Annotated in this window: 13 protein-coding genes and 1 tRNA gene; 9 read left to right on the forward strand and 5 right to left on the reverse strand. The window is 55.1% G+C overall.

The window, feature by feature from the left end; genetic code table 11:
• Window positions 1-90: 90 nt before the first annotated feature.
• On the reverse strand, window positions 91-411 hold the full coding sequence (locus tag F3H12_RS11920; RefSeq protein WP_188118523.1) for an ATP-binding protein: 321 nt from the start codon (window positions 409-411) through the stop codon (window positions 91-93).
• A gap of 68 nt (window positions 412-479) precedes the next feature.
• On the opposite strand from F3H12_RS11920, the gene F3H12_RS11925 reads away from it, so the two are divergent.
• From F3H12_RS11925 to F3H12_RS11945, 5 genes are all read left to right on the forward strand, one after another.
• Entirely contained in the window at window positions 480-1,895 is a 1,416-nt protein-coding gene (locus F3H12_RS11925) for an RsmF rRNA methyltransferase first C-terminal domain-containing protein (RefSeq protein WP_149679544.1), read from the forward strand.
• Entirely contained in the window at window positions 1,895-2,611 is a 717-nt protein-coding gene (locus F3H12_RS11930) for a pseudouridine synthase (protein WP_207706848.1), read from the forward strand. The genes F3H12_RS11925 and F3H12_RS11930 overlap by 1 nt, the downstream gene beginning before the upstream one ends.
• Window positions 2,612-2,632: 21 nt before the next feature.
• Window positions 2,633-3,829 (forward strand): class I SAM-dependent methyltransferase, encoded by a 1,197-nt coding sequence (locus F3H12_RS11935; protein WP_149679545.1) that lies wholly within the window; start codon window positions 2,633-2,635, stop codon window positions 3,827-3,829.
• 131 nt (window positions 3,830-3,960) lie between these two features.
• Window positions 3,961-4,034 (forward strand) — tRNA-Gly (locus F3H12_RS11940).
• A 236-nt stretch (window positions 4,035-4,270) separates the two neighbouring features.
• A complete protein-coding gene (locus F3H12_RS11945) occupies window positions 4,271-6,202 on the forward strand; it encodes an NAD(+) synthase (protein WP_149679546.1) in 1,932 nt (643 codons plus the stop codon).
• A gap of 79 nt (window positions 6,203-6,281) precedes the next feature.
• On the opposite strand, the gene F3H12_RS11950 is transcribed toward F3H12_RS11945, so the two are convergent.
• The 4 genes from F3H12_RS11950 to F3H12_RS11965 form a co-directional block, all read right to left on the reverse strand.
• Window positions 6,282-7,118: a putative RNA methyltransferase gene (locus tag F3H12_RS11950; protein ID WP_188118524.1), complete on the reverse strand. Its 837-nt coding sequence runs from the start codon at window positions 7,116-7,118 to the stop codon at window positions 6,282-6,284.
• Window positions 7,119-7,198: 80 nt separating this feature from the next.
• Window positions 7,199-7,753, reverse strand: coding sequence for a flavodoxin family protein (locus tag F3H12_RS11955; protein ID WP_149679548.1), 555 nt, complete (start codon window positions 7,751-7,753; stop codon window positions 7,199-7,201).
• Between the two features lie 83 nt (window positions 7,754-7,836).
• A complete protein-coding gene (locus tag F3H12_RS11960) occupies window positions 7,837-8,385 on the reverse strand; it encodes a flavodoxin family protein (protein ID WP_149679549.1) in 549 nt (182 codons plus the stop codon).
• On the reverse strand, window positions 8,363-8,983 hold the full coding sequence (locus F3H12_RS11965; protein ID WP_149679550.1) for a TetR/AcrR family transcriptional regulator: 621 nt from the start codon (window positions 8,981-8,983) through the stop codon (window positions 8,363-8,365). The genes F3H12_RS11960 and F3H12_RS11965 overlap by 23 nt, the downstream gene beginning before the upstream one ends.
• Before the next feature lie 149 nt (window positions 8,984-9,132).
• Here F3H12_RS11965 and F3H12_RS11970 point away from each other — a divergent pair, with 149 nt between their 5' ends.
• The 4 genes from F3H12_RS11970 (at window position 9,133) to F3H12_RS13615 (ending at window position 15,308) form a co-directional block, all read left to right on the forward strand.
• Complete coding sequence (locus F3H12_RS11970) at window positions 9,133-9,846, forward strand: hypothetical protein (RefSeq protein WP_149679551.1); 714 nt, start codon at window positions 9,133-9,135, stop codon at window positions 9,844-9,846.
• 347 nt (window positions 9,847-10,193) lie between these two features.
• Entirely contained in the window at window positions 10,194-11,912 is a 1,719-nt protein-coding gene (locus tag F3H12_RS11975; RefSeq protein ID WP_149679552.1) for a proline--tRNA ligase, read from the forward strand.
• A gap of 62 nt (window positions 11,913-11,974) precedes the next feature.
• A complete protein-coding gene (gene proS / locus F3H12_RS11980) occupies window positions 11,975-13,411 on the forward strand; it encodes a proline--tRNA ligase (protein ID WP_149679553.1) in 1,437 nt (478 codons plus the stop codon).
• 259 nt (window positions 13,412-13,670) lie between these two features.
• Window positions 13,671-15,308 carry a M23 family metallopeptidase gene (locus F3H12_RS13615; RefSeq protein ID WP_149679554.1) on the forward strand — a complete coding sequence of 546 codons (1,638 nt, stop codon included), beginning with the start codon at window positions 13,671-13,673 and terminating at the stop codon, window positions 15,306-15,308.
• The last annotated feature ends 192 nt before the right edge of the window (window positions 15,309-15,500 follow it).

Genomic DNA, 15,500 nt, shown 5'->3' on the forward strand with positions numbered 1-15,500 from the left:
GACATAGTAAATAAATGTAAAATATGGAAATTTAAAGAAAGGAGAATCTAACTTAGAAAAGCTGAAAAATTGTCTTGACAATGGGGGGCATTATATTAAGTCCTCCTCGGTTCGGGCTTCCCGGTCCATCCTGACCGCGGAAGGGTCGATGCCGACGCCTTGATCGGCTATCTCCAGGTATATCTTGCCTTCCTGGCGTTCGATGCTCACCGTGATCTCGCCGGGCTGCCTGAGGTACCCGTGTTCCATGGCGTTGACGGTGAGCTCATCCACGGCGTTTTTCAGAAAGTACCTGGCGCCGGCATCGTCAGTAATATGCGCAATTAAGCCTTCACAGATATTGATGAAGGAATCGATGCTTTCCGGAGTGAAATCAAGATGGGCTGAAACGCTGAATTTATTTAGCGTCATTTGACCTCCATGCGCCATTGCAGGACTTTCCATAACATCATTATATACCATGTGGGGAGCCTAAATAAATGGAATTGCCAGAATATTTTGAAAAAAAGTTCAGGGGATTAATGGATGCGGAAGAATACGCGCTTTTCATAAATGCTTTTGACGAGAAGCGTGTTGCCGGCCTGCGCCTGAACACGCTGAAAATCGATCCGCCCATGTTTGAAAGGCTGTTTGGCGAAAAACTCACGCCTGTACCCTGGGTTCCGGAAGGCTATTATTTTGAAGACCTGGCTCCGGGAAAGCACCCCTATTACCACGCCGGGCTCTTTTATATCCAGGAGCCCAGCGCCATGATGCCTGCGCGGGTCCTGTCCCCGGAGCCGGGAGAGCGTGTGCTGGACCTGTGCGCGGCGCCCGGCGGCAAAACGACGCAGTTGGCCTGCATGATGCGGAATGCCGGGCTCATCGTATCCAACGATATCAGCCCGAAACGTGTCAAGGCGCTGGTCAAGAACGTGGAACTGATGGGCATTTCAAATGCGCTGGTGACCAATGAGACGCCGGAGAGACTGGCCCGCGTCTTCCCTGAATTCTTTGACAGGATCCTGCTGGATGTTCCCTGCTCCGGGGAAGGAATGTTTCGGAAGGACAGGGAGGCCATCCAGAGCTATTCCCGATATAAGAGCGAAGAATGCGTGGCCATGCAGCGGGCTATCTTTGAGCAGGCCTATGCCATGCTGAAACCAGGCGGTATGCTGGTTTACTCCACCTGTACCTTCAACCCGGACGAGAACGAGCGGAACATGGCTTTCTTTGTGAAGGAATACCATCTCGAACCGCAGAGGATCCCGGACTTTCCGGGCTGGGAGCGTTCCAGGGGCGAATGGTCGGGGGATGACAGGGAAAAGTTCAGTGCCGGGCTCAGGCTTTGGCCCCATAAGGCCAAAGGGGAAGGGCATTTTGTATTCCTGCTGAAAAAACCGGGTAATCTTGAGGAGGAGGATCACCGGAGGAGAACGCTTTCCGCAGCCCCCGATGCGGATCAACCTGCCCCGGGCGAAACCGCATGCACCGGAAAGGAGGCCGAACGCGCTCTGGAAGCCTTCAAGGCCTTTGAGCAGGAAAACATGAACACCTGCCTGGACGGCGTTTTCCATGTGCGGGACGGGAGCCTTTACAGGCTGCCATCCGACCTGCCGGAGGTTCCCGGCCTGAGGTGGGAAAAGGCGGGCCTCTACCTGGGAGAGTTCCGAAAAGGACGCTTTGAACCTTCCGGGTCCCTGGCAATGGCCATGAGGATGGAGAATTTCAGGCGGGTTCTGAACCTTCCTTTGGCGGATCACAGGGTTGTCCGCTATCTCAAGGGGGAGACCCTTTTCCATGACGGCGAAAAGGGGTATGCGGTGGTCTGCGTGGACGGCTTTCCGCTGGGATGGGGCAAGCAGGAGGGCGGCACGCTCAAGAACTTGTACCCGAAGAGCTGGAGGATGCAGTGATGGGAAGCATGCGCCTGGACAGGTTTCTCAAGGAACAGGGGATCGCTTCAAGGAGCGAACTCAAGGCTTATATCAGGAAGGGCCGTGTAAAAGTGGACGGGACGGTTTGCACCGATCCGGGCTTCCATGTGGATCCGGAGAAAAACCAGGTCACATTTGATGATGTGCCGGTCCGCCACAGCCGGTATGTTTACCTCATGATGAATAAGCCGAAAGGGATCCTCACGGCCACATCGGACAGACAGGCCCGAACGGTGCTGGATCTGCTGCCCGAAAAATACCGCCGGATGGAGGTTTTCCCCGTGGGACGGCTGGATAAGGATACGGAAGGGCTTTTGCTCATCACCAACAACGGCCGCCTGGCCCATAACCTGTTATCTCCCAAAAAGCACGTGCCCAAGCTCTATGAGGCCCACCTGGACCGATACCCTGGCGAAGCGGCCGTCACTGCCTTCAGGGAAGGCGTGGTCATCAACAGCGAGTTCACCGCCCTGCCGGCCGAACTGCGGTTTATCAGCAGGGATCCGGTCATCGCGCATGTGGTGGTCTATGAAGGGAAGTTTCACCAGGTGAAGCGCATGTTTAAAGCGGTGGGAGCCGAAGTGGTTTATCTTAAGCGTCTGAAGATGGGAGAACTGGCATTGGACGAGTCGTTAGAGCCCGGGGAGTACAGGGAACTCACCGACAGCGAGAAGGCGCTCATCGGGGCGGAATGAACAGGAAAGGACGGGATGGTCATGGAAAGGCAAACCCTGAATAAACTGAGACTCATGCTGCAGGGACTGGCCTGCAGGATTTCGGAGGAAATGGATTATTTCAAGGCCATCGAGGGGGATTTCAAGTCCGGCGCCAAATTCTTTCCCCTTTCGGCGAAGCCCGCCGGTGGGGTACTGGAAATCCGTTTTGAAGGGAACAAGGTCCAGGCAGAGCCCGAGGCGCTTCCCGAGCTCATTGCCGGGTATGCGGAAAAGTTTGACGCGGTACGGCTGAAGTGCAGCTTCCGCGGGGAGACACTGATCCTTGAAGCCGACGGCGGGAATGTGACCATGAAGACCCGGCAGTTGGAGGAGGACCTGGAACAATTGTTCCAGGGACATGCCGAGGCCGGCTCCATCTCCGGCAGGGAATACTGGATCAAGGTGGGCAAGGCGGATGCCCTGCTCAAGGAAATCGGCATCATGGCTGAAAACGGCAAGATCAAAAACGATATGATCCGGAAATACAACCAGATCGACCACTTTGTCGAGCTGTTGGATCCCATGATCCGGGAACTGGCCAGGGGAAAGAGCGAGCTCAGGATCGTGGACTGCGCCTGCGGTAAGTCTTACCTGTCCTTTGTCCTCAATTACTATATCAAGGATGTTCTGAAGATCAACTGCCGGTTTACCGGGATCGACATCTCCGAGGGCGTCATCCAGGCATCCCGCGGGATTGCAAAGCGCCTGGGATACCGGAACATGAACTTTGTGAAAGGGGATATCCGGCAGCTCATCTATGAGGAAGAGGGCGTGGGAGCCATTGAGCCCGATCTGGTGGTCAGCCTTCACGCCTGTGATACCGCCACCGATTATGCGCTGGCCTACGGCATACGGAGCAGGGCGAGGGGGATTGTGGCGGTGCCCTGCTGCCACAGCGAGCTTTTGTCCCAGTACCGGTATGAACCCTTCAGGGAGATCCTGAAACAGGGCGTTTTAAAGGCCAGGATGGCCGATGTCCTCACCGACGGGCTCAGGTGCATGATCCTGGAGGCCTTTGGCTACAAGGTGTCGGCCGTGGAATATGTATCGCCGCTGGACACGCCCAAGAACCTGCTCATCCGGGCGACCCGGGTTTCAGGCTTCAACCGGACCAAATACAAGGCCTGCGAGGATTTGGTCAAGGAACTGCATGCGGATCCCACGCTCCTTAAGGAACTTGCCGGCATGACGTCGTGACCGGACGGTATGCCGCCATCGATGACAGGAACCTGTTTATAAAATTTTACCGGACGGGCAAAGTCTCTTGACAAGCGGGGAACAGTTTCTGTATAATTAACAATGCGTCGCGAACGGACGCATTAAAGCCTGCGGGTGTAGTTCAGTGGTAGAACCCCAGCCTTCCAAGCTGGTCGCGAGGGTTCGATTCCCTTCACCCGCTCCAGATGAGCCTCAGGCATTCGCCTGGGGCTTTTTGCATTCCGGCCTGAACGCTACTTTTTTTTTCCTTGCCGTTCTGATAAGATTCAATCATAGGATGGCATCCATGGTTTTGGGCCATGCTAAGCCGTAGAGCCGGCAATGGCCGGGACGGCTGACCATTTCCCGTGCTTTTCGGGGCCGGTAGTTTGACAGTTGCCTGTACCCGGAACGAAACGCGATCGAAGGCAGGTGCAGATAATGGATAGATACGGTTTTGTGAGAGTCGCCGCCGCTTCACCGGAGATGCGGGTTGGGGACTGCGATTTCAATAAGGATCGGATCATCGAGATGATCCGGCGTGCCGAAGCGCAGCAGATTGAGTTCCTGGTCTTCCCTGAACTGTGCATTACGGGCTATACCTGTGCCGATATATTCAGGCAGACCATCCTGCAGGACAGTGCTGTGAAAGCCCTTCAGGAAATTGCTGAAAAGACCCGGGGATCCCTTATGGTGGTGATGGTGGGGCTTCCCCTCAATGTCAAGGGCAGGTTGTACAACTGTGCCGCGGTCATCCAGGACGGTGCTGTCCTGGGCCTTGTTGCCAAGACATACATCCCGGGCTATAACGAGTTCGTCGAGCACCGGTGGTTCTCCGGAGCGGAAGAGCTTGAAACCCCTGATATCCATATTGGCGGAAAAGCAGTTCCCATTGGCAACGATTTGCTCTTTGTCTGTGAGGATAATGATAACCTGGGCTTTGGCATTGAGATATGCGAGGATCTTTGGGTTCCCGTCCCGCCGAGCGGCTATCTGGCCCAGGCCGGCGCTGTGCTGATCTTCAACCCTTCGGCCAGCAACGAGCGGGTGGGCAAGGCCGCCTACCGGACAAGCCTCGTGGAGAGCCAGTCCGCCCGTTGTGTGGCAGGCTATGTCTATGCCTCCAGCAATATCGGGGAATCCACCACAGACCTGGTTTTCGGCGGCCACAACATCATCGCCGAGAACGGTATTCTTGCGGCCCAGTCGGAAAGGTTCCTGGATTCCAGCGAACTCATCTCCTATGATATCGACGTTATCGGCCTTCTGTCCTACCGGGCAAGCCTCGGGACCTACCGGGCCGGGCGCAACGCTTCCCGGTACAGAAGGATTGCCTTCAAGGCTAATCCTGTCCGGCGGGATACCCTGCAGCGCCGGATTGAAAGGCATCCCTTCGTGCCGTCCGACAGGAGCCAGCGGGATGAACGCTGCCGGGAGGTCCTGTCCATACAGACCAGCGGCCTTATGACCAGGATACGGCGTACCGGGCTGTCGCGGCCGGTCATCGGCGTATCCGGCGGCCTGGATTCCACCCTGGCCCTGATCGTGACCGTGCGGGCCATGCAGCGGCTCGGACTTCCCGCCAGCCAGATTATAGCCGTCACCATGCCGGGCTTCGGGACAACCGGCAGGACCTATAACAATGCGGTTCAGCTGATCAAGGGGGTTGGCGCCGAGCTCAGGGAGATCAATATCCGGGAGGCTTGCCTGCAGCATTTTAAGGACATCGGCCATGATCCGGACATCCATGACACCACCTACGAGAATGTCCAGGCCAGGGAGCGCACGCAGATCCTGATGGACCTGGCCAACAAGCACAACGGCCTGGTGGTGGGCACCGGGGACATGTCCGAGCTGGCCCTTGGCTGGTGTACCTACAACGGGGATCACATGTGCATGTACGCCGTCAATGCGGGTGTCCCCAAAACCCTGATCCGCTATATCCTCCAATGGTATGCCGAAAATGAAGCCGATGAGGCTATCAGGGGCATTCTGCTGGATATCATTGATACGCCCATCAGCCCCGAACTCCTGCCGCCGTCCGGCAGCGGGACTATTGAACAGAAGACCGAGGAACTCCTGGGGCCCTATGAAGCGCATGATTTCTTCCTCTATCATGTGGTGAGATGGGGTGCGCCCCCTGCCAAGGTGCTCAGGCTCGCCGAGCAGGCCTTCAGCGGCACCTATTCCAGGGAGCAGCTTTTGGCATGGCTCAAGGTTTTCTATAAACGGTTCTTCTCGCAGCAGTTCAAGCGCTCCTGCCTGCCCGACGGGCCCAAGGTGGGAAGCATCAGCCTCTCGCCAAGGGGTGACTGGCGCATGCCCAGCGATATGTCGCCCACCCTGTGGCTCAAAGAGCTTGAGGAACTATAAAGGAATTTATAAGACCGCCGGCCTGGATGCTGTCCTGCCGGCGGTCATTGTTTTCCGGGAAGTGTCCATATGAATTGATCTATTTCAGGCCGCTCACCTGGATGATGAAATCAATGGTGGTTGTCAGGGTTTCCACCGCTTTGAGCCGGTTGATACCGGCTTCCGGCGTGCGCCAGAAGTATGGCGTCATGGCCAGCAGATCCAACACCCGTTCATTGCCCTCTATGGTGATCGCATGGGTTACCTTCTTGGTTTCAAGGACCTGGAATGACGGAAGTTCGGGTCCTTTTTCGTCGTTTTCATAGGGGTTATCGTAGAGGATAGATTTTAAGGAGAACAGATGCTCACGGCCGGGGAAAACGGTGATCAGACGGCCGTTGGGTTTGAGCACCCGGCTGAACTCCCGGTCACAGGCCGGGGCAAAACAATTGATGATCAAATCCACACTGTTATCCGCAAGGGGGAGCTTGAACAGGGAGGCCACAAAGAACCGGGCTTCTTTATAGCCTGCCGCCAGCCGGATGGCTTCCCGGGAGATATCCATGCCGAGCATGCTGGCCTGAAGGCCCGCCTGGCGCAGGGACTCGCCCACCATTCGGGTATAGTATCCCTCCCCGCAGCCGGCATCCAGGATAACCAACGGATCCCGAGCCATTCCGCGGAGCTGTTCCAGTACTGCTCCCGCCAAAGCAGAGGCCAGCGGACTGTAATATCCTTCTTCAAAGAAGCGCCGCCTGGCCTTCACCATCTCTTTGCTGTCGCCCGGGTTTTTGCTGCTCTTGTCCTGGCTGAGCAGAAGATTGGCATATCCTTTGGCAGCCCAGTCGAAGGTATGCCCCTTTTTGCATTCGAGCGTTTTTCCGTCCGATTTAAGGTGACCGCCGCAGACCGGGCAGGCCAGAATCCTGTCCATCATTGCTACCCCCATTCTGTCCATGCTTTTTTGTTTTAAATGGTTCACGGTGCAAACATTGATGGCTTGTGCGCATCAGCATTTTACTCCACGCTGTAGGGCCGTGCAAACCTGGTGTCATAAGCGTGGTTCTTTTTCAGCAGCATGTCCCAGTATGCATTGGAGAATCCGGTCAGGCGGAACCAGAAGCGCATGGCGACAGGCAGCTTTTCTTTTCCTGCAATACGCTTCAGGGTGTCGGGGCTGAACCGGCCCCGGCTGATGAAATCATGGCCCAACCGGTTGAACAGCAGGCGTTTGTTATCCATAGAGCCTTCATTCATATAACGTAGTCCCTCTGATCCTCCCATCACGCAGGTTCCGGCATATTCGGCCTGGAATTTGCTGCACAGCCATTCCAGATAGCGCTGGATATACCGTGAGTGAGCCGGTTCGGGAAAACCGGAATGGATGATGAAACCGAGTCTTTTTCCCTTCATCCTGCCGATCCATGGCGACAGCTTTTCAATAAAAGCCATCACGATGCCGGGCATGGCGTCGGTGTAAAGCGGGAAAACCAGAATGATGCCATCACTGGCGCCGAATCTTGCCGCATAGTTGTCATGCTCCTCCGTCCTGTTGAGGCGAAAAATTTCCAAAGAACAGCCTTCCCGGCTTAGGATGCCTTCCTCCAGCCATTTGATGAATGGATGTATTGCTGTTTTCTCCCCTGGGAGAGCCGTTAAAAATCGTCAATTTCATGTTCCAGACCCTCCGTGCTTCCATTGGAACAGACTGTGAAAAGCAGCCGGCTCCGCAAATTGAGTGCGGCTCTTTTGTAAACCGCTGTGATCAACTCCGAATCATTCATGGAGTCTGACTCTTTGTCCACCAGAACGAGGCCTAAATACGGGTATCTGCCATAGCGCTTTTTATGGTGGCATTCCCCTCTGACAATGGTGATATAGGGATGTATCAGCGGAATGAACCTGTCGGTGGCCTTTTTGATCAATGGACTGACAAAGCCCATAACGACTGGAGAAATGAGGATAACCAGGTCTGAGCGGATCACGCTTTTGAGGATGGAAACCATGTCGTCCTTGTACAGGCATTTACCGGGGGATTTGACCCAGCAGCCCAGGCAGCCGCAACAGTAGCTGATGTTCATCTCCCGAAGCCTGAAGCACTCAAACACCATTCTGTTCCTCAGTCTTTCCATCATTCTGTCCAGGGATTTCTCAAAGCCTGTAACATCTTCCTGGATGCCGTTAACGATGGTGATGCGTTTCACGGCTGTGTCCTCCTTCCGGCGTTGTGCACCCAGGCTTTCCTTTCTTATGAGCGGTTGCTCTCAATACATCATCTCCCATGTCGTACAGGGTTTTGATGAACCACTCGTCCGATGTGTCCTTGAGATAGCCGGCGCACAGATGTGCAGCAAGTCCCAGAGTGAAAAAAGTCATTTTGTCAAGGATGGAGCGAAGCTCATCCTCGTTGAACACGGACAGGCTTTCATCCTGCTTCATCCTGACGAGATTTTCCTCATACAATCTGTCAAAGACCTCCTGGAACCTGTTGGATTCAAGGAACAGTGAGCGGTAGAGTACTTTATTCTCCCTGGCGAAGATGAGCAGGCCGACACCAATGTTCAGAAAGGGGTCTTCCGTATATTTCCTGCCGGTATAGTTCAGCAGCAGCCCAAGGGCTTTTTCGGTGAGGACCTTATTGATTTCATCCATGCTGCTGAAGTTGGAATAGATGGGAGCGGTGGATGAGCCAAGGAGAGAGGCGATCTTCCTTACGGACACATTCCTGATACCGCCTGATGCAAACAGCTTGAATGCGGCGTTTTCAATTTCTTCCCTTGGAAAGAGGATCTTTGGAGGCATGGGTAACCACCTTTATATAACACTTGTTATATAACAACTGTAATTTATCCTCCTATACTTGTCAAGACTGCCGCTTGGCAATAAAATGAACCTGACCGGGACTATAGAAGTCTATAATAACAACAGTAGGTAGGACAGGGGTGAATGGTATGAGAAAAGCAGCAGCCATCATTGCTTCAATCGGGATATGCCTTGTCCTTGCTTCCTGCGGCGAGGAGCCGAATACCGGCATATCTGCTGAAATAGAGGGCTATAAAGCCCAGATCGCCAGCCTGGAAGAGACGGTTATCAAGCTGAAGGAAGAGATCGCCGTCAAGGACAGCCTGATCGAAGAGCTTCGCCAGGATGAGCGGTTTGTCAGGGATCAGGTTTCCAGGAAACAGGAAACTGAAAGCTATTACGGCGAACTGGAAAAGGCCATCAGCTTCATGAGCGGCCGGCAGGCCTATACGCAGCAGGGGCCCCTGAATGGCAGCTATTCGGTTGACAGGGGGTTGCAGACCCTGGACAAGATCAAATCCGCCCTTGAAAGCTTTTCGGATATGACGGCGCTGGTGAAGGAAGGCGGCCTTCTGACCGAAGAAGAACTCAATGCCATCGGCAATACCGATGAAACCATCCAGAACGTTGAATTCCACAACATGATCATCCGCATCAAAGGTCAGATGCTGGAACAGAACTACATCATCAAGGCCCTCGACTTAAGGCGTGCCCTGGTGCTTTACGAGCTGGGCCGGGCGGAGCGCAAGGAACTGGATGCCCGGTATGAAGCCTTCCTGAACGCCAGGGAGCAGTACCAGAAATTTGTGAACAGCGCCTTTTACAGGGATATCGAACTCTATTCAGCACCGTTCCAATATTGACACCCTGAAGGCCGACGGATATAATAGGCATAAATATGGCAGTCGATGACGGGAATGAGAAGCCGATGCTTTCCCAGCGAGGGAGCGCACCTGGTGAAAGGCTCCTGAAAGCTGAACTTCGTCCCACCCCCGAGACACAGGCCGATGAGGTCTGCGCATGAGTCCCGATAAAGACTCGACGAGCCGGATATGGACATGTTCCATATCAATGAGGGTGGTACCGCGGATATTCAGTCCGTCCCGATGTTTGGGACGGATTTTTTAATTAGCGGATTTGAACCGGCAGCCGGGTATCCGTCAAGGACGGATGAAATGCCCGTGGCTATCCTGAAGGAGAGTGAAGATACATGAGGTTGTCGCGTTTGTTTTTCCAGACCATGAGGGAAACGCCTTCCGATGCTGAAGTTGTCAGCCACCAGCTCATGATGCGCGCCGGGCTCATCAGGAAACAGGCTGCGGGGATTTACGCCTATATGCCCCTGGGCTATCGCGTGCTCAGGAAGATTGAGAACATCATCCGTGAGGAGATGGACGCTGCCGGGGCCCAGGAGCTTTTAATGCCCGCGCTCCTGCCTGCCGAGTGCTACCGGGAATCCGGCCGTTGGGATGTGTTCGGAGAGGAGATGTTCCGGCTCAGGGACAGAAATCAGAGGGATTTCTGCCTGGGTCCTACCCATGAAGAAGCCTTTACGGCGGCAGTCCGGGATTGTGCCCGTTCTTACCGGGATCTGCCCCTGATCCTCTACCAGATCCAAACCAAGTACAGGGACGAGATCAGACCCCGCTTTGGCGTCATGCGTTCCCGGGAATTTCTCATGAAGGATGCCTACAGCTTCGATCGGGATGAAAACGGGCTGGATGCATCCTACCAGGCCATGAGCCAGGCCTACAGGCGTATCTTCAAACGTCTGGGGCTGGATTGCATCATCATCGATGCGGATACCGGCGCCATGGGCGGCTCGGGCTCCCAGGAGTTTATGGTCAGGTCCGAGGTTGGTGAATCCGAGATCATCCAGTGCCCATCATGCGGATATGCCGCCAGCATCGAAAAAGTTTCGTGTGTTGCGCCATCGGGAACGGAAGCAGCTGACCCGCTCATGCCCGAAGCGGTGGCTACCCCCGATGCGAGAACCATCAGGGAAGTAACAGCGTTTTTGGGCTGCCGGGAAACCGATCTGGCCAAGACCATCCTGTATAAGGCCGACGGAACCCTTGTGGCAGCCATGGTGCGGGGCGATCGTGAGATCAATGAGACAAAACTCATGGCTTACCTTGGCGCAGGCAGCCTGGAGATGGCCGATGAAGAAAGCGTTCGGTCTGTTACCGGGGCCGAGATCGGGTTTGCCGGGCCGGTGGGCCTTCCCGTCAGAATTGTTGCCGACCTGGAACTGGAACACAAGGCAAGCCTCATCGTCGGCGCCAACAGGACCGGTTACCACTTAAGACATGTTGTGCCCCACCGGGACTTTGAGGCGGATTTCGCCGATATCCGGATGATCGCCGGGGACGACCCGTGCCCCTGCTGCGGTGCGGAGTTGGCGTTTGGACGCGGCATTGAAGTGGGGCATATTTTCAAGCTCGGCACCAAATACTCAGAAGCGCTGGGTTGCAGTTACCTGGATGAAACGGGCAAGGCGCATCCCATGGTCATGGGCTGCTACGGCATAGGCGTCAGCCGGGCCATGGCGGCCATCATCGAACAGCATCATGACGAGAACGGCATCCTGTGGCCCATGAGCGTTGCGCCCTGGCAGGTGATCATCGTCCCGGTCAACGTGCTGGATGAAAAACAGGCCCAAACGGCAGAATACCTCTATCAGGAGCTGAAAAAGCACCACGTGGAGGTGCTCCTGGACGACCGCAACGAGCGGGCCGGCGTAAAATTCAAGGATGCCGATCTGATAGGCATACCCATCCGCATCAATGTGGGGAAAAAGGCCTTGGAAGGCCTGGTTGAATTCAAGCTCAGGCATGAGGACAGCGCGTCAGCCTTGCCTGTGGAAAGCGCCGTCGGCGCCGTCCTGGAATGGATAGGAAAACCCGGGACCGGGCATTGTCTTGAATAGGGAGATACCGGCGTTATGCCTTATTTATAGGGAAGAATCTGATTTGAAAGGGAGATTGCGATATGGCCAAGGAAAAGAAGTTTGTTGAAGCCATTACCTCCATGGAGGAGGATTTTGCCCAGTGGTATACCGATATCATCAAGAAGGCGGATCTGGTGGACTATTCCAGCGTGCGCGGCTGCATGATCATCCGCCCCTACGGCTATGCCATCTGGGAACTCATCCAGAAGGAGCTGGACAGGCGCTTCAAGGAAACCGGGCATGAAAACGTGTACATGCCCATGTTCATCCCCGAGAGCCTGCTCCAGAAGGAGAAGGACCATGTGGAGGGCTTTGCCCCGGAAGTGGCCTGGGTCACCCACGGCGGCAGCGAACCGCTCACCGAGCGGCTTTGTGTAAGGCCTACCTCGGAGACCCTGTTCTGCGACCATTACAAGAACATCATCCAATCCTACAGGGATCTGCCCAAGCTCTACAACCAGTGGTGCTCGGTGGTGCGCTGGGAAAAAACCACACGCCCGTTTTTGAGAACCGTCGAATTCCTGTGGCAGGAGGGCCACACGGTCCATGCCACCGCTGAGGAGGCCGAAGAGGAAACCCTCCGCATGCTGAACGTCTATGCCTCATTCTGCGAGGATTTCCTGGCCATCCCGGTCATCAAGGGAAAGAAGACCGAAAAGGAAAAGTTCGCGGGAGCCAAGGCCACCTATACCATCGAGAGCCTGATGCATGACGGCAAGGCCCTTCAGTCGGGTACATCCCACAACTTCGGGGATGGCTTTGCCCGCGCCTTCGGCATCCAGTACCTGGACAGGGACAACCAGCTCAAGTATGCCCACCAGACCTCCTGGGGCGTGACCACCCGCCTCATCGGCGCTCTGATCATGGTTCACGGCGATGACTCGGGTCTGGTTCTGCCGCCTAAAGTGGCGCCCGTTCAGCTCATCATCATTCCTGTCCAGCAGCATGTGGAAGGCGTCCTGGACAAGGCTTATGAGCTTAAGGAACGGCTCTCAAAGGTATGCCGCGTGAAGGTGGACGACTCCGACAAGATGCCTGGATGGAAGTTCAGCGAGCATGAGATGCGCGGCGTTCCGCTGCGGCTGGAGGTCGGTCCCAAGGACATCGAGAAGAACCAGGTTGTCCTGGTAAAGCGGGAGAACCGGGAGAAGATCTTCGTCAGCATGGATGAGTTAGAAACCGTCATCCCGAAACTGATGGACGAGATACAGCAGTCCCTTTACAACAAGGCGCTGAGGCTCAGGGAGGAAAGGACCTTCATCGCGAAGGACCTTGACGAATTTGAGCGGATCATCAATGAGAAGCAGGGCTTTATCAAGGCCATGTGGTGCGGTGATCAGGCCTGCGAGGACAAGGTCAAGGAAAGGACCGCCGCCACGGCCCGGTGCATCCCCTTTGAACAGGAGAAGGTCGGCGACAAATGCCTTTGCTGCGGCGAGGAAGCCCGGCATATGGTGATTTGGGGAAGGGCATATTAAGGCCGGCTTATACGGCGAAGCTACCTCTGCATTACGACACGACGGCGATGGTGGCGTATGCGTATGCGCATAACGCCGGATATGGGAAGCCTCCGGGTACACGGAAAGTGCAGGGTCTGCAGGAAAAAGCCGCGTCATGAAGCGTTCATGGCGCAGGAACGGGCTTTTTCCGGCAGGCCCTTGATGTTTTGCATTCCCATTCTAAAACAAAGGGTTCTGATGATAGAATAGAAGTAAGGAGTAATGAGGGGGTTGCAAAATGGATAAGTCCCAGAAAACGGCTAAAAAGCTGGGGTTGCGCCGGTACGGCACCCGGGCGATCATCCTTGTCCTGATGGTCCTGATCGCCGCGTTCATCCTCATTGCGGTGCCAAAGCCCGTGCTGAAGCTGGCCGACATCGCCGGGATCACGCTCATGGATCCCTTGGGCAATACCTCCATTGTTTCCGACCGGAATGCTTTTTCACTGTATGTGGATGCCGTCAATTCCGCCCGCCCGATAGACAGGAAACAGATGGGGCAAAACCTGAAGACCTATGGTATGGACATTGCGCTCAGGGACGGTACCAGGCGCTATACCCTGTATGTGGACAGGGACCTGGAAAAGAAGGGGCTTTATGTGGAGACCGAATCCGGTATCCGCAGGGTGGATACCGAGTATATGGAGAAAATCCTCAGCGATGCCATCTTTGATACCCTTTACGAGAACAACAGGCCGCCCCGTGTTGCGCTGAAACTGGACGGGACGGACACCGCCATTCTGCCCGCGGATTATGAGTGGCATGTGAAAAAAGTCGACAGCCGGTTCCATCCCATCAAGACCGACTACCTGAAAGGAAACAGCTATTACAGCTTTGAGATCGGCAAGGATTCGGTCCTGGAATATGATTTTGAAATGCCCCCGGATGCCTTTTACCTGTTTGTTTACAGGAACAACGACCTGATCCTGAGCACCAGCCGGCCGGAGAACATCGCCGCCCTGCTGAATGAGGATGGCCTGTACAACTGCATCATGCAGCTGGAATGGAACCAGGCCGAAAACCGGGATTTTTACGGGAAGGCGACCTATGAGTTTGTACTGGCTGCCGATTACCCCGTGCGCTTTGAAATATCGGCCGAGGAGATCGATCCGGGAGAACTTGTGGTCATCCGGGCTTCCAACATCCAGCCCAACGAGGCGCTTGACATAGAAACCGAAATTGATTTCAGACCCAAGACCTTCCAGGAGGGCAACACCAGGATCGTGCTGCTGCCGGTGAGCTATTACCACCAGGAGAACCGGTCCTTTGCGGTGAAGGTATCTTCGGGGGATACCAGCCAGGAGTTCAGCGTGCGGGTCAGGCCCAAGGAGTTTGCCGTCCAGCACATGCGAATCGATCCGGCCGTGGCCGCGTCCACCAGGAATGAGAAAAGCGCCGTTGAAATCAGGGAAAAGCTCTATCCGCTGAAGCCAGTGTCCGATCCGGTGCGGTACTGGGAGGGTGAGTTCATCCTGCCGGTGGAAGGCGGGCGGATCTCGCCTCAGGATTTCGGGAAGCGGCGCTATGTGAATGGTTCCCCCACATCCTACAGGCATAACGGGCTGGACATCGGCCATGACGAGGGAACGCCCATTGTGGCCACCAACAACGGCCGGGTGCTCATCGCGGATTACCTGATAGAGACCGGGAATACCATCATCATCGAACACGGTTATGGTCTCAAATCGTGGCATTACCATATGAAAGATCTGTATGTCAAAACCGGGGATGTCGTGAAAAAAGGCGATGTTATCGGGACCGTGGGTTCCACCGGCTTCTCAACGGGACCGCATCTGCACTTCTCCTTTACGATCAACGATGTGTGGATCAATCCCATGACCATCCTGGAGCAGGGGGTTCCGCTGGTGGGCGAATAGGGCCTGAATGCCCTGTCCGTGCGGTCGGAGAACACTGTGCAGCTTTCTGCATAAAATGGAAGGGAAGATGTCAAAAAAGCTTGGATGATCTTTTTGCTGTCAAGCGTCTGTGAAAATGTCAGGTTAACTGTTCTATGAAAATGTCAGGGATGATAGCTGATTAAACAACCGCCGTCCTCTTGCAGACTAGCC

It is taken from the genome of Thermoclostridium caenicola, assembly GCF_900142095.1.
GTDB classification, from domain to species: Bacteria; Bacillota; Clostridia; order DSM-8532; family DSM-8532; genus Thermoclostridium_A; species Thermoclostridium_A caenicola.